18 protein-coding genes and 1 pseudogene are annotated in these 20,527 nt (G+C 60.0%); 3 read left to right on the top strand and 16 right to left on the bottom strand.

The annotated features are described in order from the left end of the window. The first annotated feature begins 65 nt into the window (after positions 1–65). A pseudogene (gene mutS / locus ACTG19_RS10800) lies at positions 66–2,656 on the top strand (DNA mismatch repair protein MutS). Between the two features lie 76 nt (positions 2,657–2,732). Here mutS and ACTG19_RS10805 read toward each other — a convergent pair. The 4 genes from ACTG19_RS10805 to ACTG19_RS10820 all read right to left on the bottom strand — a co-directional run bounded on the left by ACTG19_RS10805 (position 2,733) and on the right by ACTG19_RS10820 (position 5,931). Then, on the bottom strand, positions 2,733–3,596 hold the full coding sequence (locus tag ACTG19_RS10805) for a patatin-like phospholipase family protein (protein ID WP_113740408.1): 864 nt from the start codon (positions 3,594–3,596) through the stop codon (positions 2,733–2,735). A gap of 277 nt (positions 3,597–3,873) precedes the next feature. Next, entirely contained in the window at positions 3,874–4,773 is a 900-nt protein-coding gene (locus ACTG19_RS10810) for a hypothetical protein (RefSeq protein WP_113740407.1), read from the bottom strand. A gap of 74 nt (positions 4,774–4,847) precedes the next feature. Further along, positions 4,848–5,537: an LrgB family protein gene (locus ACTG19_RS10815; protein ID WP_005357793.1), complete on the bottom strand. Its 690-nt coding sequence runs from the start codon at positions 5,535–5,537 to the stop codon at positions 4,848–4,850. Next, on the bottom strand, positions 5,530–5,931 hold the full coding sequence (locus tag ACTG19_RS10820; protein ID WP_113740422.1) for a CidA/LrgA family protein: 402 nt from the start codon (positions 5,929–5,931) through the stop codon (positions 5,530–5,532). Before ACTG19_RS10820 ends, ACTG19_RS10815 begins: the two co-directional genes overlap by 8 nt. Before the next feature lie 134 nt (positions 5,932–6,065). Here ACTG19_RS10820 and ACTG19_RS10825 point away from each other — a divergent pair, with 134 nt between their 5' ends. Beyond that, complete coding sequence (locus tag ACTG19_RS10825) at positions 6,066–6,950, top strand: LysR family transcriptional regulator (protein ID WP_113740406.1); 885 nt, start codon at positions 6,066–6,068, stop codon at positions 6,948–6,950. Here ACTG19_RS10825 and ACTG19_RS10830 read toward each other — a convergent pair. The 4 genes from ACTG19_RS10830 to ybaK form a co-directional block, all read right to left on the bottom strand. Further along, positions 6,944–7,828 carry a hypothetical protein gene (locus ACTG19_RS10830; RefSeq protein ID WP_439989067.1) on the bottom strand — a complete coding sequence of 295 codons (885 nt, stop codon included), beginning with the start codon at positions 7,826–7,828 and terminating at the stop codon, positions 6,944–6,946. The two genes, ACTG19_RS10825 and ACTG19_RS10830, sit on opposite strands and share 7 nt — an antisense overlap. Before the next feature lie 112 nt (positions 7,829–7,940). Beyond that, positions 7,941–8,732, bottom strand: coding sequence for a substrate-binding periplasmic protein (locus ACTG19_RS10835; protein ID WP_439989068.1), 792 nt, complete (start codon positions 8,730–8,732; stop codon positions 7,941–7,943). Between the two features lie 68 nt (positions 8,733–8,800). Continuing rightward, on the bottom strand, positions 8,801–9,694 hold the full coding sequence (locus ACTG19_RS10840) for a hypothetical protein (RefSeq protein ID WP_439989069.1): 894 nt from the start codon (positions 9,692–9,694) through the stop codon (positions 8,801–8,803). 136 nt (positions 9,695–9,830) lie between these two features. Continuing rightward, positions 9,831–10,295, bottom strand: coding sequence for a Cys-tRNA(Pro) deacylase (ybaK, locus tag ACTG19_RS10845; protein WP_005336092.1), 465 nt, complete (start codon positions 10,293–10,295; stop codon positions 9,831–9,833). Between the two features lie 219 nt (positions 10,296–10,514). On the opposite strand from ybaK, the gene ACTG19_RS10850 reads away from it, so the two are divergent. After that, complete coding sequence (locus tag ACTG19_RS10850; RefSeq protein WP_439989070.1) at positions 10,515–10,949, top strand: GNAT family N-acetyltransferase; 435 nt, start codon at positions 10,515–10,517, stop codon at positions 10,947–10,949. A 130-nt stretch (positions 10,950–11,079) separates the two neighbouring features. Here the strand turns inward: ACTG19_RS10850 and gapS4b are convergent, their stop codons facing one another. From gapS4b to thiC, 8 genes are all read right to left on the bottom strand, one after another. Beyond that, the gene (gapS4b, locus tag ACTG19_RS10855; protein ID WP_257725755.1) at positions 11,080–12,192 is read right to left on the bottom strand and encodes a GapS4b family protein; all 1,113 of its coding nucleotides are present in this window, start codon (positions 12,190–12,192) and stop codon (positions 11,080–11,082) included. Further along, positions 12,185–13,132 (bottom strand): GapS4a family protein, encoded by a 948-nt coding sequence (gene gapS4a / locus ACTG19_RS10860; RefSeq protein ID WP_199416171.1) that lies wholly within the window; start codon positions 13,130–13,132, stop codon positions 12,185–12,187. Before gapS4a ends, gapS4b begins: the two co-directional genes overlap by 8 nt. A 598-nt stretch (positions 13,133–13,730) precedes the next feature. Further along, a complete protein-coding gene (thiH, locus tag ACTG19_RS10865) occupies positions 13,731–14,951 on the bottom strand; it encodes a 2-iminoacetate synthase ThiH (RefSeq protein ID WP_439989600.1) in 1,221 nt (406 codons plus the stop codon). A 20-nt stretch (positions 14,952–14,971) separates the two neighbouring features. Further along, positions 14,972–15,739, bottom strand: coding sequence for a thiazole synthase (locus ACTG19_RS10870; protein WP_024945667.1), 768 nt, complete (start codon positions 15,737–15,739; stop codon positions 14,972–14,974). Positions 15,740–15,824: 85 nt separating this feature from the next. Then, a complete protein-coding gene (gene thiS / locus ACTG19_RS10875) occupies positions 15,825–16,031 on the bottom strand; it encodes a sulfur carrier protein ThiS (protein ID WP_439989071.1) in 207 nt (68 codons plus the stop codon). Further along, positions 16,028–16,822, bottom strand: a complete 795-nt coding sequence (locus ACTG19_RS10880; protein WP_439989073.1) for a HesA/MoeB/ThiF family protein — start codon at positions 16,820–16,822, stop codon at positions 16,028–16,030. The genes thiS and ACTG19_RS10880 overlap by 4 nt, the downstream gene beginning before the upstream one ends. Next, on the bottom strand, positions 16,812–18,419 hold the full coding sequence (gene thiE / locus ACTG19_RS10885) for a thiamine phosphate synthase (protein WP_439989074.1): 1,608 nt from the start codon (positions 18,417–18,419) through the stop codon (positions 16,812–16,814). Before thiE ends, ACTG19_RS10880 begins: the two co-directional genes overlap by 11 nt. After that, positions 18,416–20,407 carry a phosphomethylpyrimidine synthase ThiC gene (gene thiC, locus ACTG19_RS10890; RefSeq protein WP_439989075.1) on the bottom strand — a complete coding sequence of 664 codons (1,992 nt, stop codon included), beginning with the start codon at positions 20,405–20,407 and terminating at the stop codon, positions 18,416–18,418. The genes thiE and thiC overlap by 4 nt, the downstream gene beginning before the upstream one ends. Positions 20,408–20,527 lie beyond the last annotated feature (120 nt).

The following is a 20,527-nucleotide window of genomic DNA, read 5'->3' on the forward strand; positions in this document are numbered from 1 at the left end:
CGCCATCAAGCTCAAGGCTCATCACCGCAGACACTGGCCCGCAGAGGCCCCTTCTGGAACAGAACATGACCGCACAACACCAAGCCAGCGGCGCCACAAGCTCCGCTCCCGGCGCCAATCTGAGCGCCCACACGCCCATGATGCAGCAGTACCTTGGCCTCAAGGCCGAGAATCCGGAGATCCTGCTGTTCTACCGGATGGGCGACTTCTACGAGCTGTTCTATGACGATGCCCGCAAGGCCTCCCAGCTGCTCGATATCTCCCTGACCAAGCGCGGCCAGTCGGCCGGCAGCCCCATCCCGATGGCGGGGGTGCCTTATCACGCTATCGAGGGCTATCTGGCCAAACTGGTACAGCTCGGCGAGTCGGCCGCCATCTGCGAGCAGGTGGGGGATCCCGCCACCAGCAAGGGGCCGGTGGAGCGCAAGGTCATTCGCATCATCACCCCGGGTACCGTCTCCGACGAGGCGCTGCTCAGCGAGCGACAGGACAACCTGATCGCCGCCGTCTATCACGATGGCCGCCGCTTCGGCTACGGCACCATGGACATCGGCTCCGGCCGCTTCTTCATCAACCAGTTCGAGAAAGAAGAGACCCTGCTGGCAGAGCTGCAGCGCACCAATCCGGCCGAACTGCTCTACCCGGAATCCTTCGAGTTTCTGCACCATATCGAGGGTCGCCGCGGCCTGCGCCGCCGTCCGGAGTGGGAGTTTGAGCTGGGCACAGCTCGCAAGCTACTCTGCCAGCAGTTCGGCACCCAGATCTGGTGGGCTTTGGCGTCGACAAGAGCGAGACCGCCCTGTGCGCCGCTGGCTGCCTGATGCAGTACGTCAAAGATACCCAGCGCACCGCCCTGCCCCACATCCGCAACGTACGCCTTGAACAGCCAGATCATGCGGTCATCATGGATGCCGCCACCCGCCGCAATCTGGAGCTGACCCAGAATCTGGCCGGTGGCTATGAAAATACCCTGGCCGAGGTGCTGGATCGCACCGCCACCCCCATGGGCAGCCGCCTGCTCAAGCGCTGGATCCACCAGCCGATCCGCGATCGGGTGATCCTGAAAGGTCGCCAGAGCACCATCCATACGCTTATCGAGCAGAACCTCTACGATGAACTGGGCAGCCTGCTGCGTCAGGTAGGGGATGTGGAGCGAGTGCTGGCCCGTCTCGCCCTGCGCTCGGCCCGTCCGCGCGACCTCACCCGCCTGCGTCAGGCCTTCGCCCAGTTGCCCGAGCTACAGCGCCTGCTGGCGGACAACGAGCACGAAGCGGTGCAACAGCTGGCCGAGCGGGCCAGCACCTTCCCCGAGCTGCTCGACCTGCTGGAACGTGCGGTGATGGAGGTGCCGCCGGTGCTGATCCGCGATGGGGGCGTCATCCGTGACGGCTTCAATCAGGAGCTGGACGAGCTGCGGGATCTCGCCAACGGCGCCACCGCCAGCCTCGCCCGCATCGAGGAGCGGGAGAAGCTGCTGACCGGCATCAACACCCTCAAGGTGGGTTACAACAAGGTGCACGGCTTCTATATCGAGGTGAGCCGCGCCAACAGCCATCTGGTGCCGGCCCACTACATCCGCCGCCAGACCCTCAAGAACAACGAACGCTACATCATCGATGAGCTGAAGAAGTACGAGGACAAGGTACTCACCGCCCAGTCCCAGGCGCTGGCGCTGGAGAAACGGCTCTACGAAGAGCTGCTCGACGCCCTGCTGCCCCACCTCGGCGATCTGCAGGATTCCGCCGCCGCACTGGCGGAGCTGGACGTGCTGGCCAACCTGGCCGAGCGGGCCGAGACCCTCGACTACCGCTGCCCGACCCTCATCGATGAGGATCAGATCCTGATCGAAGCGGGCCGCCATCCGGTGGTTGAGCAGGTGATGACAGATCCCTTTATCGCCAACCCTATCCGGCTGGAGCGGGAGCGGCGGATGCTGATCATCACGGGTCCCAACATGGGCGGTAAATCCACCTATATGCGCCAGACCGCGCTGATCGTGCTGCTGGCCCATATCGGCGCCTTCGTCCCCGCCGACAGCGCCCGCATCGGCCCCATCGACCGCATCTTCACCCGCATCGGAGCGTCAGACGATCTCGCCTCCGGCCGCTCCACCTTTATGGTGGAGATGACCGAGACCGCCAATATCCTCAACAACGCCACCGCCCGCAGTCTGGTGCTGATGGACGAGATTGGCCGCGGCACCAGCACCTACGACGGCCTCTCGCTGGCGTGGGCCTGTGCCGAGCAGCTGGCGAGCAAGATCGGCGCCTACACCCTGTTCGCCACCCACTACTTCGAGCTGACCCGTCTGCCCGAGCTGATGAGCGGGCTGGCCAACGTCCACCTGGATGCGGTAGAACACGGCGACACCATCGCCTTTATGCACGCAGTGCAGGAAGGCGCGGCCAGCCGCTCCTACGGCCTGCAAGTGGCGGCGTTGGCTGGGGTGCCGAAATCGGTGATCCAGCAGGCCCGTCACAAACTGCATGAGCTGGAGAGCGCCACTCCGGTCCCCGCAGGTGAAAGCCGCCCGGCTCCGGTGACTCTCGCCCCGCAGCCTCATCCGGTGGTGGAAGAGCTGGAAGCGCTGCGCCCCGACGAGCTCACCCCCCGTCAGGCACTGGATCTGCTCTATCGCCTCAAGCAGATGCTGTAAGCACTGGCTGCCGTGCAAGCATGCAAAAGGGGAACCGCGAGGTTCCCCTTTTTATATTCAGCCCCCGGCAAACCAGTCAGGCCACCGCCCGCACCTCTCCACGGGACCGCAACAGACTCTGGCGCCCCTGCCAGTAGCCCTGCAGATAGCCAGACTCCAGCTTGACCGGGTCCTGGGTAAAACGGGAGACCATGAAATCGGCCGGTGGCGCGATCACCTCAATCTCGCAATCGGCAGGGGGATTGGCGATGAAATCGAGCGCTTGGTTGTAGGCGCGATCCCGCTCAAGCATGGCTTGTGCCAGTGCAGGCTGGGTTTTCAGCAAGGCTTTGACCATCCAGCAGAAACGGGCCGGCTTCTTGCGATAGCCCCAGGGCTCCGAGAGCACCACCGTCATCCGCCGCGCCCCGCGCCGATAGGCCTCGATCACCGGAATGGAGTCGCTGATCCCGCCATCGGCCATCGGGCGACCATCGACGCAGGGGGTATAGTGCTGCACCACCGGCAGAGCGCAGGTGGCAGTCAGCACCTCATCCATGTTGTCGGGCCGCACCGGCAGATAGATGGCCTTGCCGCTCGCCACATCGGTCGCCACCGCGTAGAAGGGAATGTCGCGGGCGCAGAAAGTGTCGAGATCGAGCGGGAAGCGATGGCGACTGGCTTGCCACAGCCAGCCGATGTCCACCAGATCGCCCCCTTTGACGAAACGCAGGGGATCGAGAAACCGGGAGCTGCAAGCCAGCTCGGTGATGATGTGGTGACTGCGGCGCGGCTGCTCGCTCAGGTAGGAGACCAGATTGGTGGCACCGGCCGAGACGCCCATGACGAAATCGAACGGATAGTGATGGCTTTCCACGAAGGCATCGAGCACGCCGCTGGCAAAGATGCCGTGCATCGCGCCCCCTTCGACAATCAGGGCGCAAGAGTGGGGATTAAACATAACAAGGCTCCGTCAGCTGTAATACCTGCCGGGATCGATCCCGGCCCAGTGATGGACGCCTTCATGCAGAACATCAAGACGCCGCAGCAGGACGATTCAGGCTCACTCCCACAAGCCAGAAGCAGGCAGGAGCAAACCTGAACCGTGAAGCGACCCCCAGTATATGCAGCGCACCAACCTTCAAAAAATGAATTTAAATAATAAAAAACATGCCTTTTTGGCATGATTTAGCACATCGGCAGATACGGCCCTTTATCCGGTAACAGCATCATCAGGATCAAGGCAGCCCGGGCCCGAACGTCCCATCGACGGGGTTGTAGTGGTAGGCCCGATAATCAAAGTCCACCTGATCAAGGCGCGGATTGGCCAACTCGAACAACAGGCGCCTGGGGAGCTGCGCCTGCTCGAGGGAAGGTTTGAAGTGGCGCAGCCAGAGCTGTTGCAGCGAGCCATCGCGCCACGCCAGCTTGAGGCCGACCGAGAGGCGGCGGATGGCGGCCTGATTATCCTTGTGGGTGTAGAAGAGGTGGAGGAAGGGATAGTGCAGCGCCACTCGCCGATCCACGGTGAGACCGAGCAGATCACTGTGCTGTTCCTGCTCGATAAAGAGCTCGTTGGCCCCGCGGCAAAACAGATCGATGCGACCGCGCGCCACCAGCTTGAACAGCCGCTCGTAACCGTCGATCTCCTGCACCTTGAATCCCCCATGACGCAGGATCTCCGCATCCTGCCAGCCACGCCCCTGCCCGTGCAGAAATTGCTGCAGCTCGGTCAGGGTATTGACCCTTGCCACCGCGTCGGCCTGCTGCGGACTGACAAAGCAGATGCGATAACCGAGGATGCCCAGCTCCACCGGAAAACGGACGTAATCCAGCGCTCCGCTCTCTGCGGCCGGGCGCAGACTGTCGGCCACAAACAGATTGGGGTATTGCTGAGTCTGCACAATCTGTCGCATCCGGATACGGTTCATCGGCGGTGCGGTCCGCAGCTCGTAGTCACCGAAGCTATCGCGGGTCTTCTCCAGCGCCAGCTGCAACAGATCGCGAAAATAGAGGGTACGCAAGTCCCGATCGCTCTCGGGGCTGATATGAGTGATGACGTCGCTCGCCCGAAGGGGAGTGGCAAGGAGGGAAAGGCTGCACAGCAGCAAGCAGGAAGCGAGGCGATGAAAGGTCATACTGCTCATCCCGGAAATACAGGCTCACTAGAGTGTAGCGCCGGGACGAGCCGCCTTCTAAAGGGAAGCCAGGCCTACCAGAACATCCGGCCCAGCAGGGGCGCCAGCAGCACGGTCACCATACCGGCGATCATCATCACCATGCTTGAGACCACTCCCTCCTCATTACCCATCTGATAAGCCCTGGCAGTACCGGCACCGTGGGCCGAGGCGCCAAACCCCGCCCCCTTGCCGAGGCGACTGCGAATGGCCAGCACGGTGAGCACGCTCTCCCCCACCGCCATGCCGATGACACCGGTCAGCACAACAAACAGCGCAGTGAGATCGCTCTGACCGCCGATGGCGCGGGTCGCCTCCACCGCAAACGGCGTGGTGATGGAGCGCATCGCCAGACTGCGTTGCAGCATGTCGGAGAGATCCAGCCAGCGGGCCAGCAGCACGGTACTCCCCACCGCCATGATGACCGATGCGACCACCCCTACCGACAGCGACAACCAGTGGCGACGAATGAGCTGGCGGTTCTCGTAGACCGGCACCGCGAAGGCGACGGTGGCGGGGCCCAGCAGCCAGAGCAGCCAGTGGGATTCCGCCATGTAATCCTGATAGGGGATGTGGAACAGCAGCACCACGGCCACCAGCAGGGTCGGCGCCAGCAGCAGGGGCATCAGCGGCAGAATGCGCTTTTTGCCATAGAGCCATTTGCTGGCGTAGTAGAAGATCAGGGTGAGGGCGAAACAGATCAGCCCGAGCAGGGTATCAGACATGACGGCGACTCCGGCGGGCCAGTTTCAGTTCGAGACGGTAGACCCGGTCCACCACCAGCGCCGTGGTACCGAGCACCAGCGTAGTGCTCACCAGCAGCACCACCATGATGCGCCACCCCTCCTGCAACAGCAGATCCTGATAGTTGACCACCGCAACCACGGCGGGCACGAAGAAGAGCAGCATCTCGGCCAGCAGCCAGCGAGCCCCCGCGCTGAACCACTCGGCCTTAACTACCCCGAGCAGGATGCAGACCAGCAGCAACAGCATGCCGGTGAGGTTGGCGGGCAGCGGCAGATGGAGGGTACGCACCGCGGTATCGGCCAGCAGCCAGATGGCTGCCAGCAACACAATCTGGAAGGGAGTCTGTAACCAGCGCAAGCAGAGGGCTTTCATGATCATCGTCTTTCTGTGAACCGGCTCACAGTATAGAGTTGAGCAAAACCTGCCAGAAATGAATTAAAATTATCAAATTCATGCCGCATAGGCATACTTCATCCCGTACCCGCCAACACGAGTCGAGAGAGTCCATGGATATTCGCGCCCTGCGCTATTTTGTCGAACTGGTGCGGGAAAAAAGCTTCACCCGCGCCTCTGAAAAGCTGTTCGTCACCCAGCCCACCATCAGCAAGATGATCCGCAATATCGAAGAGGAGCTGGGCCAACCCCTGCTCAACCGGGAAGGGCGCCGCTTCACCCTGACCGACAGCGGCCAGGTGCTGTTCAACCGGGCCCAGACCATCTTGGCTGAGATGCAACAGCTGGAGGCCGAACTGGCGGATCTGCAGAGCCTGCAACATGGTCGCCTCACCCTCGGCATTCCCCCCATGGTGGGTCACGTCTATGCGGACCTGATCCGCGCCTACCGCAGCCGCTATCCCAAGGTGGAGCTGACCCTGGTGGAGTACGGCGGTCGCCGCATCGAACAGGCGGTGCTGGAGGGGGAGCTGGATCTCGCCATCACCATGCTGCCGACCAAAGAGGGGGGCGCCCTCAGCGCGCTGGAGCTGGATCAATACCCGATCCGGGTGGTGCTGCCTGATCAACCGCGCTGGCATGGCGATGCACCGCTGCGGCTGGAGTCTCTGCAGGAGGAGCCCTTTCTGCTCTATACCCAGGCGTTTACCCTGAGCGAGCGACTGGAGCAGGCGTGTCAGGAGGCGGGCTTTGTGCCGCAGGTGGCGGCGCGCAGCAGCCAGTGGGATTTTCTCACCGCCATGGTACGCAGCGGCATGGGGGTCGCCTTCTTGCCGGAGCCGGTCTGCAACCGGCTGACCCCGGATGGTCTGGTGCTGCGGCCACTGGAGCCCGAATTGAGCTGGCGACTCGGGGTGATCTGGCCGAGCGAGCGCTATCTGTCGCGCACCGCCGAGGCCTGGCTGGCCCTCTGCCGCCAGCGGCAGGCACCTCAGTAATCGCCGAAGCGATCGGTCTGCGGATTGTAGAAGTAGGGGCGGTAATCGAAGCTGATCCTGTCGAGGAAGGGGTTATCCAGTCGCAGCAGTCGGCGCTGGGAGAGCTTGGCAAAGGCGATGGCCGGGCCAAAGCTCTTGCGCCACAGAGCCTGTAGCGAGCCATCCTGCCACGCCAGCTGCAACCCCCGCTCGACCCGCTGCAGTGCCTCGCGATTGTTGGGATTGGTGTAGAAGACCCGGGGCAGCGGGTAGTAGATCAACAAGGCGTCATCCACCAGCAGATCCGTCATATCCTTGTGGGTAAGCTGCTCGCTGCGCAGCTCGCTCACCCCGCGGCAGAAGAGATCGAAGCGGCCCCGCGCCACCATCTTGAACAACTTCTCGTACCCCTCCACTTCCACCACCTCCATCCCGGCGTAACGCAGGATATCCACATCCAGCCACCCCTTGCCCTGACCGAAAGTGAACTGGCGCAGCCCCTTGAGGTCGGTCACTTTGCTCACCGCCGCCTTTTGCTGCGGACTGACAAAACAGATGCGGTAGCTGACGATGCCCAGATGGATGGGAAAACGGACATAGGCGAGCCCCAGATCCTCGCGGGTGCTGCTGTAGCTGTCCATCACAAAGAGGTTGGGATAGCTGTCGAGCTGCATGCTGAGCCGCTCGCGCGCCTTGGTCATGGGCGGCGCAGACTCCAGCAGATAATCGCCAAACTGGTCGCGGGTCTTGTCGAGGGCGAGCCGCAGCAGCTCCCGATCATAGGTGGTACGCGGATCCCGCTCGCTCTCCGGGCTGATATAGGTAAACCGGGTGGCCGCCTGTCCGGTCAGCGACAACATGCAGAGCAGAGCGGTGGCCAGCAGATGCAGGGGTGACATAAACCGCGCCTTGGCTGAAGGGGGTACTTTCAGTGTAGCCCTGAGCGTGGGCACTCGGCCCTGCCACCACCCCACGCTCTCCTCCCCTTTTCGGCCAGTCGCATCCATCAGCCTACTCCCCCACCGGAGGTGTGCTTCTGAGCGCTGTGGCATAACGCTGATAGGCAGCAGAGTCGCGCACCTGCTCGATGGTATCCCACACCTGCCGGCTTTGTCGGGGATGAGATTGATAAAAGCGGTGAGAGAAGACCAGATAGTAGGGCTTCTCCACCAGCACCGGCGACAGCCGCTCGATGCGAGTCTGCAACGCGGGATGGGCCGCCAGAATGCTGTCAGCCACCTCGGTCTGGATGGCGGTCGCCTGCGCCCGATCCATCACCAGCTTTTTCAACATGATCAGCGGGTCACGGCTGGAGTCATCCACCTCGGCTCCCGCAGCCTGCAACAAGTCGACGATGGAAAATCCTGACTGGGCCGCAACCACGCCATTGACCCTGAGGGTGGTGCCATCCCACTGGCTCTTGCCCCCCTTGAGTTGGTAGAGGCTGTAGCTCTCGGTCAGCAGCCGCTTGGCGGGGTCGGGTTTGCCCTCACGCATGGGATAAACCCCCACCCTGGTCGCCCGCTCGACGCTGTAACTCATCTTGATGGCCGCATCCATCTGGCCACTGCTCACCCGAGAGAGGCAGCGCTTCCACGGCAGCGGCGTCAGCACGATCTCGGCATCAAGAGCGGTAGCAACCGCCTTGAGGTGATACTGCACAACCCCCTCCCCCGATTGCAGCAGCCAAGGATAGGAATCACTGTTTTCAAAGCAGGTACGCAGCGTAAAGGCAGGGGCCGCACCGCCGGTCGCGGGCAGCAGCAACGCAATAAAGAGCAGATAGCGGGCAGATGCGCGCATGGGCCATATCCTTGGCGACAATGATCTCTCCCTTACTCTATCAGAGCCTGCGCACCTGATAATCCGGCTCAGGGTTGTGAACCGAAATCATCCGTCAGCGGGTTGTAAAGGTAGGGGCGATAGTCAAAACCGTCCTTGGGTAACTGCGGATTGCCGAGCCGGACAATCTGGCGAGCCCCCAGATTGGCAAACACCAGCGAGGGTTGGAAGTGATGGCGCCAGAGCCGTTTGAGCGAACCATCCTGCCAAGCCAGTTGCAGACCGCGCGCAAGGCGCTCGCGCTCCTGAACGTAGCGGGCATTGCTGTAGAACACATGGATCAGCGGATAGAAAAGGGCCAGATGGCGATCGACCGTCAAACCGGCCACCTTGCCCTGATGAGATTGCCACTCCGGCAGGATCTCGTTGGCCCCACGACAGAAGAGATCGATGCGCCCTCGTGCCACCATACGAAACAGCGACTCGTAGTTATCCACCTCATGTACCGTCAGCCCGCCGTTGCGCAGGATCACCGCATCCTGCCAGCCGGTGCCCACCCCTTGAGTGAAGTGGCGCAACTGATCCAGGGTGTTTACCCGCGCCAGCTCGGCAGCACGAGCCGAGCCGACAAAACAGACCCGATAGCCGAGGATCCCCATATCGATCGGGAACGGGATCGATGCCACCTGATCCGCCACCGCCTCCCCCTGATAAGGCCAGCTGTCGACAATAAAGAGGGCGTTTTTGCCCTGCTCCTGCACCTCGATCCGCATCCGCGCCTTGTTCATCGGCAGGGAGTCCAGCAACTCGTAGTCGCCATATTCGGGGCGAGTTTTCTCTAGCGCCAGCTGCATCACCTCACGGTAATAACGCATCCGCATGTCCTGACTGTTTTCAGGACTGAGCAGGGTAAAACGGGTGGCAGCCAGCAAGGCAGAGGGGAAGGATAAACAGAGGCAAAGCAACAGAAGTCGGTAAATCATGGCTGAACTCATACAACGGGGTTCACCCATTATAGACTGGCACGCACCCCGTTGAGCACAGGGCACGCGCCCGCTCACAGGTGGGGCTATCCGGGCCACCACAGGCCCGGATAGCAGGTTCACACCTTGCCCGGCACTACTCTTCGCCGATGGGAGCTGCGATCCACTTCATCAGCGTCAGCATATCCTGCGGCGCCACGCCGACCGAGAGGCCGCGCTTGCCGCCGCTCACCAGGATCTCGTCAAACTGCAGTGCCGACTCGTCGAGCACGGTGGGCAGCAGTTTCTTTTGGGCCAGCGGGCTGATGCCACCCACCTTGTAACCGGTCAGCTTCTCCGCTTCCGCCGGTTTCATCATCTCCACCTTCTTGAGGCCAGTCGCCTTGGCCAGCTGCTTCAGACTGCACATGCCGGATGAGGGAACGATGGCCACCACCGCCTGCTTGTCGTGATGGGCGACCAGGGTCTTGAACACCTGCGCCTCCGGCAGCCCGAGCTGGGTCGCGGCATGCTTGCCGAAATCGTCGTGGGCTTCGCACTCGTAGGGGTAGAGCTTGTGGGGGATTTTGAGCTTCTTCAGCAGGTTGATGGCAGGAGTCATGATGGTTGCCTTGAATCGAATCGCATAAAAACAAGGCCAAACAGTCTGCGCCTCACTCTGGGGTGATGCAAGGGGGGGATGGAAGTTGCAAGGGCCATTGACTGGCCGCCATGCCATGCACGCTGGTGGCGAGCGACCAGAACACTTGACCAAACAGAGCCCAAACGGATATTGCTTTAACCCTTTGACGCCGCCACAACCCATACCGCAGGAGCCCATATGCAACTCACCCCACCTCAACCGCCTCAGGACGATGATGTTGAAGCGCTGCGCATTGGCCTGACGGGCTACAACGTAAGCCAGGCAGGCCCTCAACTGTACGAACTTCGGCGCGAGCGGATCGCCAGCTTTATCAAGGATAAAGAGGGCAAGGTACACGGCGGCATCATCGCCGACATCAAGTGGGGCTGGCTGCATGTCGACTGGCTCTGGATCGATGAAAGCATCCGCCGTGATGGCTGGGGCGGCCGCCTGCTTGGCGCCATGGAGCAGTACGCCCAAAGCAAGGGCATCAGCAACTACCACTTGGAAACCACCAGTTTTCAGGCCCTCCCTTTCTACCAGAAGCAGGGTTACGTAGTCTTTGGGCAGTTGCCCGATATGCCGCCGGGGCATATCAGTTACTTTCTGAAAAAGCAGTCAATAGTTCAGTAACAGAGTTGTTTTTCTCTGTCATTGGAATCGGGCATCAGGAATAACCTGCATGCCCACATCCAGATTTAAAGCAACGATCTTTATTAATAGCCAAGTATACATCTATAAAGTCTATGAACCCCCCAACACTTTATTTTTCGCTAGCCAACTCTTCATAATATTTTAGTTTGGCGACATCTAGTTGAGATAATAATATTTCTTTGACCTTACCCATTGAGATATCATTTTTATCACCAAACCTTAAGCCACTAATTTTTATCGACAACTCGGATGAAATATCGCCTTTTGTAATATACTCAGGAAATTCAAATATGATATTACAAGTACCATTGAATGAGCTGTGATCAAACGTATAAGCTGCCTCAAGCCTATGCATCTTTATATACTTGTGATAACTTTTATTCTTCACAAAAAAAGTTGAATGCAATCCAACACCTTGTAAAACAAGATTCGATATGGTTTTTTCCATCCACGCTATATCTTTAGGTAAGGTCTGAGTATCATCCGGACTAAAACCAATATCTTTAGTATCTTTGAAATAGAGTTCATTTGTTATTTGCTCTTGACTAACCATTTTCAAGAATAAGACTCTATTTTCGTTTGTAAAATCTGAAAACTGTATCTTCTTTATTTGCTCACGCTCAGATATGGCGCCTGAAGACTTCATTTCCTTGATCAGCTTTGATGTTATTCCATTAGCAACCTCTTTTGTCTCAGGAGATGTATGTGACAAGGTTATATTCATATCTACAGATGAACCAACCTTTTTCAATTTTACTTTACCTGAAAATTGAGATGTATTCTTATCCCAGCTCTTTGTATAGTCGAAGCGTTCAATAGTAAATTCCAACTCTAAGTGGTTATTATCCCCACCTACACTCTTAAATGATGGTATACCCAACAACCGATAGTTTGAAAAGGGTTTGTTAACGACACTTTCAATATTAAAATTGGAGGGAATCATGGCCTTTAGTGTTAAATTATTATCAGTACACTTAACTGTTTGCGTATGTATCTTCGGATTATCTTCCTTTACTCTTAATCTATCCAGTAAGATACCAAGCTCTGGTGGGGTTATACCTGTCCGAACTAGAATAGGAACTTGTTCAGATTTTTCATCGCTTGCTGTAAAAACACCTCTTCGTCTGAGAATAGACCGTAAATCACTCTTTGTAATCCCCTGATTATTTAGAAAATCACGTAAGGCGTCACCATATGGAAGCAGGTATTTTTTATTAACCATGGATCAAGCCCTCAAATGATTCATTAAAAGAGTAAACCTCGACATTTAACTTATTTAATAACTCTTCTTGCATTCTCCCTGCACCACTAACTATAGATTGATGTTTTAAATGATCGTAATCTGGGAATAAGAACACAAAGTCATCAGTAAAGTCTTGTGATACATCACTCGCAAGGTAAATCAGTCTGTTAATTGACTCCTCGGAGAACCCGTCTCGACAAACCAAACAAAATGAAACTTTACCTGTAGTGCTTTCAACTAACCGGAAGGGGATTACATTTGATGTCAAATATTCAACCGGCATTATCTTTCCATATTTCTTGATAGTCGGATCACTATAATTTGATGAACTAAATGCATAATGAAAATTTATATCTTTTTCTGAAAACTTTTTCTTTACGTATGAAATGGAATCATAAATAAACGATGCTCTAGAGTTATCTATAACATGCATGCTCGAGAATATAAGTGTTTTATCAAGCTCAACATTAAAAACTTTACTAATTACATCTTGCTGTGATTCTCGATCACTCGTCAACCAAAATAAAACTCCAATATCCCTTGCTGATTTTATTCCTGTCATTTCATATCGTTGATTATTTTCCGTTCTAAAGTCGGAATGCATAAAACATTCTAATGTGTTGGCCAAGTCCTTTAAATGGCTTTTGAATTTTGTTGAAGGTGCATTTGGATAAGGCTTGGAAGTATATTTAACTGATACGACGATATTATCCAAGGTGAAGTCTTGAAGTTGAGATTTCACTGAATAAAAGGCATCTATTCCATGAGTTGTCTTTGCATTTGAGCTTTCTTTATGTTTTTCACCATGCTCACACGGGATAGTCTCACCTTCTTGAACCGAGAGCCATCCAATCATAGATAGAAAATTTTTAACAATGAGCTCCCCATGCTCACCCACCTTTTTAGAAAACTCACCCATTACCTAATCCCTTAAAAAATTAAAATAAAAACTTTATGTTTTATATCATGCGTCAGTTGGAGCTCTCAAGAAATAAGGAGCAATTATTAGAACAGTCGCACAATTAGTGCATAGACATATACATCCCACAGATGCGAGAAGATAGGCTGGAGATGCTCTGTTTTATCCCCCTCTTATTCGCTGAGGCGAGCCCGCTTGTCCAGGCCGCGAGACAGGATGTCGAGCGAGCGGCGCCGGGCCATGGATGGCCCGTCGCCGCGTGCCGTCGGACAAGCGGGTGAGCCGAAGGAACCCGACGTAAGTCGGGCGAATAAGTGGGGGAGAAGACCTTTGGTGACTTTGGGTCTTTCCAAAGTCACTCGCCCCGGCCCGAAGGGCGGGTGAAACCCCTTCGAGGCCAGCGGCCTCGCGTCCTGCACGGCAAAGCCGTGCCACCACACAACGGCCCCTGCCGCCAGCGCCATACCTCGGAACGGACGATTACGCCTATCGGCTAATCGACCCTACGATTACTCGGCGCAGCCGTGCCTGCTTGCCACAGGCACGGAGTCTGGCTGGACGCCGGGATGCCACCGGCAAAGGGGGGGCGTGGCCGCCCCTATCGGCCCAAGAAGGGTTCCCAGTCCTTGAACACCGGCTGCAAACCCGCCTGCCGCACGGCGGCGGCCACTTCCCCCACCGGGCGGTCGTCGTGGATGGCGAACTGCTCCAGCTCCTCTGCATCCCCCTCGGCATAGCCCCCCGGCTGGGTGCGCGACTCGGCCGACATCTGGGTGATGCCAAGGCGCACCGCACCATTGCGGAAGGTGGCCGACTCGCGGGTGGAGAGGGACAAGTCCAGCGTGGGCGAGAAGAGGCGCCAGGCGCAGATAAGCTGGGCCAGCTGGCGATCCGACATGACTACGGCAGGTTCCAGTCCGCCGGTGCAGGGGCGCAGGCGCGGGAAGGAGAGCGAGTAGCGGCTCTGCCAGTGGTGGCGCTCAAGCCAGCTCAGATGCTCGGCGACAAAGTAGCTGTCGGCGCGCCAGTCCGCAGAGAGACCGATGAGTGCCCCCAACCCGATTTTGTCGATACCGGCGCGGCCCAGCCGATCCGGTGTGGCGAGGCGCCATGCGATATCCCGCTTGTTGCCGCGCAGGTGGTGGCGGGCGTAGGTGGGGGCGTGGTAGGTCTCCTGATAGACCATAACGGCATCGAGGCCGAGGGTTTTCAGCTCGGCATATTCGGCTTGCGAGAGGGGCTGCACCTCCATCCCTACCGTGCTGAAGTGGCGGCGGATGATGGGCAACACCTGCCGAAAATAGGCGAGCCCCACCTTGTGCTCGTGCTCGCCAGTCACCAGCAGCACGCTGTCGAAGCCACGCGCCTTGATGGCCAGACACTCGCACTCAATCTCCTCTGTATTCAAGGTCTTGCGCTTGAGGCGGTTACTCATGGAGAAGCCGCAGTAGGTGCAGTCGTTGGCACAGAGGTTCGACAGATAGAGCGGCACATAGAAGCCGATGGTGTTGCCAAAACGCTGGCGGGTAAGCCGCTCGGCCTCGGCCGCCATCTGTGGCAAATACGCCTCGGCGGCTGGGGAGATCAGCGCCATAAAATCGGCCAAGGTACGGCGGGGTGAACCCAGCGCCCGCTCTACATCGGCGGCGGTCTTGGCGCGGATCTGCATGCCGATATCGTCCCACTCCAGCTCCTGCCAGCGGTCGATAAAGGAAGGCTCCTTAGCCCTTACACCCAGTGCCCTCACCCCCAACCCCTCTCCCAGAGGGAGAGGGGAGCAAACCTCTGGCTGCCCTTGGGGCAAGGGGGAGATGTTCATGGTCGCCCCTGTTTCATGACTCATAACGCCCCCAGAAAATCGGTGAGCGGGCTGGAGGCTTGCGCCTGCAGGGCGCGGGCGCCAAGGCCTGCCTCATAGGCGCTGCGACCGGCAGTGCAGGCCAGCGCAAAGGCGCGGCCCATGGCGACCGGGTCGCCACTCACCGCGATGGCGGTGTTGACCAGCACGGCATCGGCGCCCAGTTCAAAGGCAGCGGCCGCATGGCTCGGCGCACCGATCCCCGCATCCACCACCACGGGCACATTGGCCTGCTCGACGATGATGGAGAGAAACTCCCGGGTCACCAGCCCCTGATTGGAACCGATGGGCGCGCCAAGCGGCATCACGGCGGCGCAGCCCACCTCTTCCAGCCGTTTGCAGAGCACGGGGTCGGCCCCGCAGTAGGGCAGCACCACAAAGCCCTCTTTCACCAATTGCTCGGCGGCTTTCAGCGTCTCGATGGGATCGGGCAGCAGATAGCGCGGGTCGGGGTGGATCTCCAGCTTGAGCCAGTTCGTCCCCAGCGCCTCGCGGGCGAGATGGGCGGCAAACACCGCCTCGGCAGCGGTCTTGGCGCCGGAGGTGTTGGGCAGCAGCTTGACCCCGAGTTGCAGCAAGGGGCTCAGGATATCGTCGTGGGCCTTGCCCGGTTCGAGCCGCTTGATGGCCATGGTGACCAGTTGGGAGCCACTCGCCTCGATGGCGGCGGCCATCAGATCCGGGCGGGCAAACTTGCCGGTGCCGGTAAAGAGGCGCGAAGAGAAAGTGTGATCGGCAATTTTCAGCATGTCAGCCTCCGGCCACAGTGGTAAGAAGAGATGAAGTTCCGCCGCAAGGCAGAACGCTCGAAGATGGGGCTGTGAGCATCATGGGTCAGCCTCCCGCAATGGCGGTAAAGAGGTGAAGTTCATCTCCGTCATTGAGACAGGTCTCGGCCCAGCGGCCACGGGGCAGCACGGCGCCGTTGAGGGCCACCGCTACGCCCTGTGGATTAACGTCTTGCGCCACCAGCAGGTCGGCCACGCTCTGCCCTGCCGCCAGCGGCTGGGCTTTATCGTTGAGTCGAATGGTCAAGGTCATGGGGTGATCTCCTTATCGTGTGTCGGGCATCGGCGCTGTCCGCAAACCGGGCAATCGGGATCGGGGGCCAGAGTGAGGGTCTGCCACTGATGGGTCAAAGCATCGAAGCGGCGCAGTGTGCCGGCGACCGGGCTTGGCATCCCGAGCAGCAGTTTCAGTGCCTCCAGCGCCTGCAAAGAGCCCATCACCCCGACCAGCGGGCCGGTGACGCCGCTGGTCTCGCAGCTCTGACTCACCTTGGTATCCAGCGGATAGAGGCAGGCGTAGCAGGCGTGCTCACTGCTGGTGCGCGCCATCAGCTGCCCCTGCCAACCCACTGCGGCGGCGGAGATCCAGGGCTTGCCCTGAGCCACGCAGGCGGCGTTGATGGCCTGGCGGGTGGCGAGGTTGTCGCAGCAGTCGATCACCAGATCTACCTCGGCCACAAACTCCGGCAGGCTGGCGGCATCGAGCCGCTGGTTGATGGCGATCAGCTCCACCAGCGGGTTGTGGGCCGCCAAGCGCTCGCGGGCCAGCTCCGCCTTGGAGTGGTTGACTGCCTCGCTATCGAACAGGATCTGGCGCGGCAGATTGCTGGAATCGACCGTATCGCCATCGGCCAGCCACAAGGTGCCCACCCCGGCCCCGGCGAGATAGAGGGCGAGCGGCGAGCCGAGCCCCCCGAGGCCGACGATCAGCACGGATTTATCCCTGAGCCGTGCCTGACCGGCCTCCCCCACTTCCGCCAGCATCAGCTGACGGCCGTATCGCAGATACTCTTTGTCACTAAGAGACGCCTCATCAGAGCGCATGTTCTGCCTCCCGTATAACGGTGGCCGAGCGTGGCTCATCCCCTGCCCCCACGGCCGCGAGCAGCCGTTCGGTCGCCCCCTGCCAGTCGTCGCTGGCAGTGATGGCCGAGACCAGCGCGATACTGCCGACCCCGCTTGCCTTGACCGCCGCCACCCGCTCCTCGCTGATGCCGCCGATGGCCACCGTCGGCCACTCCGCCATCAGGGCGTGGTAGCGATGCAGCCGCACCAGCCCCTGCGGGCGCGAAGGCATCGCCTTGGTGTTGGTCGGGAAGATATGACCCAGCGCAATATAGGAGGGCGCCAGCTCGCGGGCCCGCATCAGCTCGAAGTAGCCGTGGGTGGAGATGCCAAGGCGCAGTCCGGCGGCCTGAATGGCGGCGAGATCGGCGGTTTCCATATCCTCCTGCCCCAGATGCACGCCCCAGGCGCCCGCCTCGATGGCCTGTTGCCAGTAGTCGTTGATAAAGAGCCGCGCCCCATGGCGGCGACCAAGCTCTACCGCATCGCGAATGGCCGGTGCCACCTGAGCGGCGGGCAGATTCTTGATCCGCAGCTGAATGGTCTTGACCCCCTGCCCCAGCAGGCGGCGCAGCCACTTGACCGAATCGACCACCGGATAGAGACCGAGGTTGTGTTCAGTCGGCGCGAAGGGGCCCTGCGGCAGGCGGGCGCTGCTTGTCTCATAAAGGCCGAAACGACGATCGAGCATTGAGCCCGCCAGCACGGCACGGGGGAAGTGGGCCAGATCGGCTGGCCAGCCGAGATGGGCGATGGGCCCCGGGCCGGCCCCCACTCCCTGCGCCGCCGCCAGCCCCTGTTGCAGGTAGGCACGCGCCAGGGTGATGGCGTCCTCTACCGGATAGTCCTGCGCCACCACGGCGGCAATGGCGCTGGCGTAGCAGCAACCGGTGCCGTGACCGTGGCGGGTATCGAGGCGCGGCGCGGCGAGCCAGAATTCGCGGGTCTCATCCTGGTAGTAGTCCAGACACAGCTCCCCGCTCCACTCAAGATGGCCCCCCTTCACCAGCACGGCGCGGGCGCCGAGTTCGCGCAGGCGGCGGGCGGCGAGGCGCACCAGCACAGGGCTGGTCGCGGGAATGCCGGTCAGGGCTTCCAGTTCGGGGCTGTTGGGGGTGATGAGTGACAGACGCGGCAGCAGCTGTTCGCGCACCGCCTCCAGCATATTGGGCTCCGCCATCGGGGTACCGCTGCTGGCGATGGCCACCGGGTCGTAGACCACGAAGGGGGCCTTGATGGCCGCCAGTCGACGGGCCAGCACCTCCACATGGAGCCGGGTCGGCAGCAGGCCAATCTTGATGGCGGCGGGCGGCAGATCGACGCCGAGGGCGTCGATCTGGGCGGTGAAGGTCTGCATCAGCACGGGGTCGACCATCTTCACCGCCACCGAGTTCTGGGCAGTGATGGCGGAGATGACGGAGCAGCCGTGCACGCCGAGGTCGTGCAATGTGTGCAAGTCGGCCTGAATGCCGGCACCGCCGCCGGAGTCGGAACCGGCGATGGTCCAGACCACAGGTAGCGAGTCCGTCATGGGCAACAGATCGGCGGGGCTGACAGCCCCGCTTGCGCTGCTCACGCCTCCTCCCCTGCGGCCTGTTTCAGCGCCGCCGCCTGATGATAGATCTCGCCACCGGTCTCCTTGAAGGTTTCCGCCATGCGGGCCATGCCGCTCTCCACCTGAGCCACCACCTGCTCCTGCTGGCCGTCCATGCCGACCAGCTTGATCTCAACGGCTTCAAGCTTCGCCGCATAGTCACGCACGTCCTGGGTGATCTTCATGGAGCAGAACTTGGGCCCGCACATGGAGCAGAAGTGAGCCACCTTGCCGGACTCCTGCGGTAGGGTCTCGTCGTGATAGGCGCGGGCAGTGTCGGGGTCGAGGGCCAGATTGAACTGATCCTCCCAGCGGAACTCGAAGCGCGCCTTGGACATGGCGTTGTCGCGGATCTGGGCACCCGGATGACCCTTGGCCAGATCGGCGGCGTGGGCGGCGATCTTGTAGGTAATCAGCCCCTGTTTCACATCCTCCTTGTTGGGCAGGCCCAGGTGTTCCTTGGGGGTCACGTAGCAGAGCATGGCGCAGCCGTACCAGCCGATGAGCGCCGCACCGATGCCGGAGGTGAAGTGATCGTAACCCGGTGCGATGTCGGTAGTGAGCGGGCCCAGGGTGTAGAACGGTGCTTCGTGGCAATGCTCCAGCTGCTCAGTCATGTTGCGCTCGATCATGTGCATCGGCACGTGACCCGGCCCCTCGATCATCACCTGCACGTCGTACTCCCACGCGATTTTGGTCAGCTCACCCAGGGTGCGCAGCTCGGCGAACTGGGCCTCGTCGTTGGCGTCATAGACGGAGCCCGGACGCAGACCGTCGCCCAGCGACAGCGCCACGTCATAGGCGGCGCAAATCTCGCAGATTTCGCGGAAGTGCTGGTAGAGGAAGTTCTCCTTGTGGTGGGAGAGGCACCACTTGGCCATGATGCTGCCGCCGCGCGAAACGATGCCGGTGAGGCGCTTGGCGGTCATCGGCACGAAGCGCAGCAGGACGCCGGCATGGATGGTGAAGTAGTCCACCCCCTGCTCGGCCTGCTCCAGCAGGGTGTCGCGGAACAGCTCCCAGGTGAGGTCTTCGGCAATGCCGTTGGTCTTCTCCAGCGCCTGATAGATGGGCACGGTACCGATGGGCACCGGGCTATTGCGCAGGATCCACTCGCGGGTCTCGTGGATGTAGCGGCCAGTGGAGAGATCCATCACGGTGTCGGCGCCCCAGCGGGTGGACCAGACCAGCTTCTCTACCTCCTCCTCAATGCTGGAGGTGACCGCCGAGTTGCCGATGTTGGCGTTGATCTTCACCAAGAAGTTGCGGCCGATGATCATGGGCTCCGCTTCCGGGTGGTTGATGTTGCTGGGGATGATGGCGCGACCGGCCGCCACCTCATCGCGCACAAACTCGGGGGTGATGTTCTGGGGCAAACGGGCACCAAAATCGCGGCCCGGATGCTGGGTACGCAACAGTTCAGAGCGCACCCGCTCGCGGCCCATGTTCTCGCGAATGGCGATAAATTCCATCTCGGGGGTGACGATACCGGCGCGGGCGTAGTGGAGCTGGGTGACCCGGCGACCCGGCTTGGCGCGGCGCGGCTTGGGCAAGTGCTCGAAGCGCAGGTGATCCAGCCCCTCGTCGGCCAGACGCTCCTGGGTGAAGGTGGAGCTGAGCCCCGGCAGTTCGTCGGTGTCATCCCGCTCCAGCACCCAGTTTTCCCGCAGGCGCGGCAGGCCACGGCGCACGTCGATGGCGACCCCCTCCTCCCCGTAACGGCCAGAGGTGTCATAGACCGGCACCGGCTCGTTGGGCTCGAACTTGGGATCTTCTTTGGTGCCGCCGACGAAGGTGTCGGCCAGCTGGATCTCCCGCAGGGGAACACGAATATCGGGGCGGGAGCCTTCGATAAAAATGCGACGGGAGTTGGGGTGAGCCATCCCCTTGAGGCTGTCGATAAAGGCCTGAGCGCTGGAGCGCAGCTCGCGACGGCTGGATTTGGTGGTATCAGATACAGAAGTAGACATAGCAAAACTCACATTAACTGGTTGAAGTTATGGGTATTTGCTTGTCTGGAGTTCGAGGAGAAGATGAACTTGCGGCGGGGTGTTTATCTCAGGAGGGAGTGCGCGCGGGATGGATCTCCG

Origin of the sequence: Aeromonas sp. 3P, assembly GCF_051919745.1 — a bacterium.
Taxonomy (GTDB): Bacteria; Pseudomonadota; Gammaproteobacteria; order Enterobacterales; family Aeromonadaceae; genus Aeromonas; species Aeromonas veronii.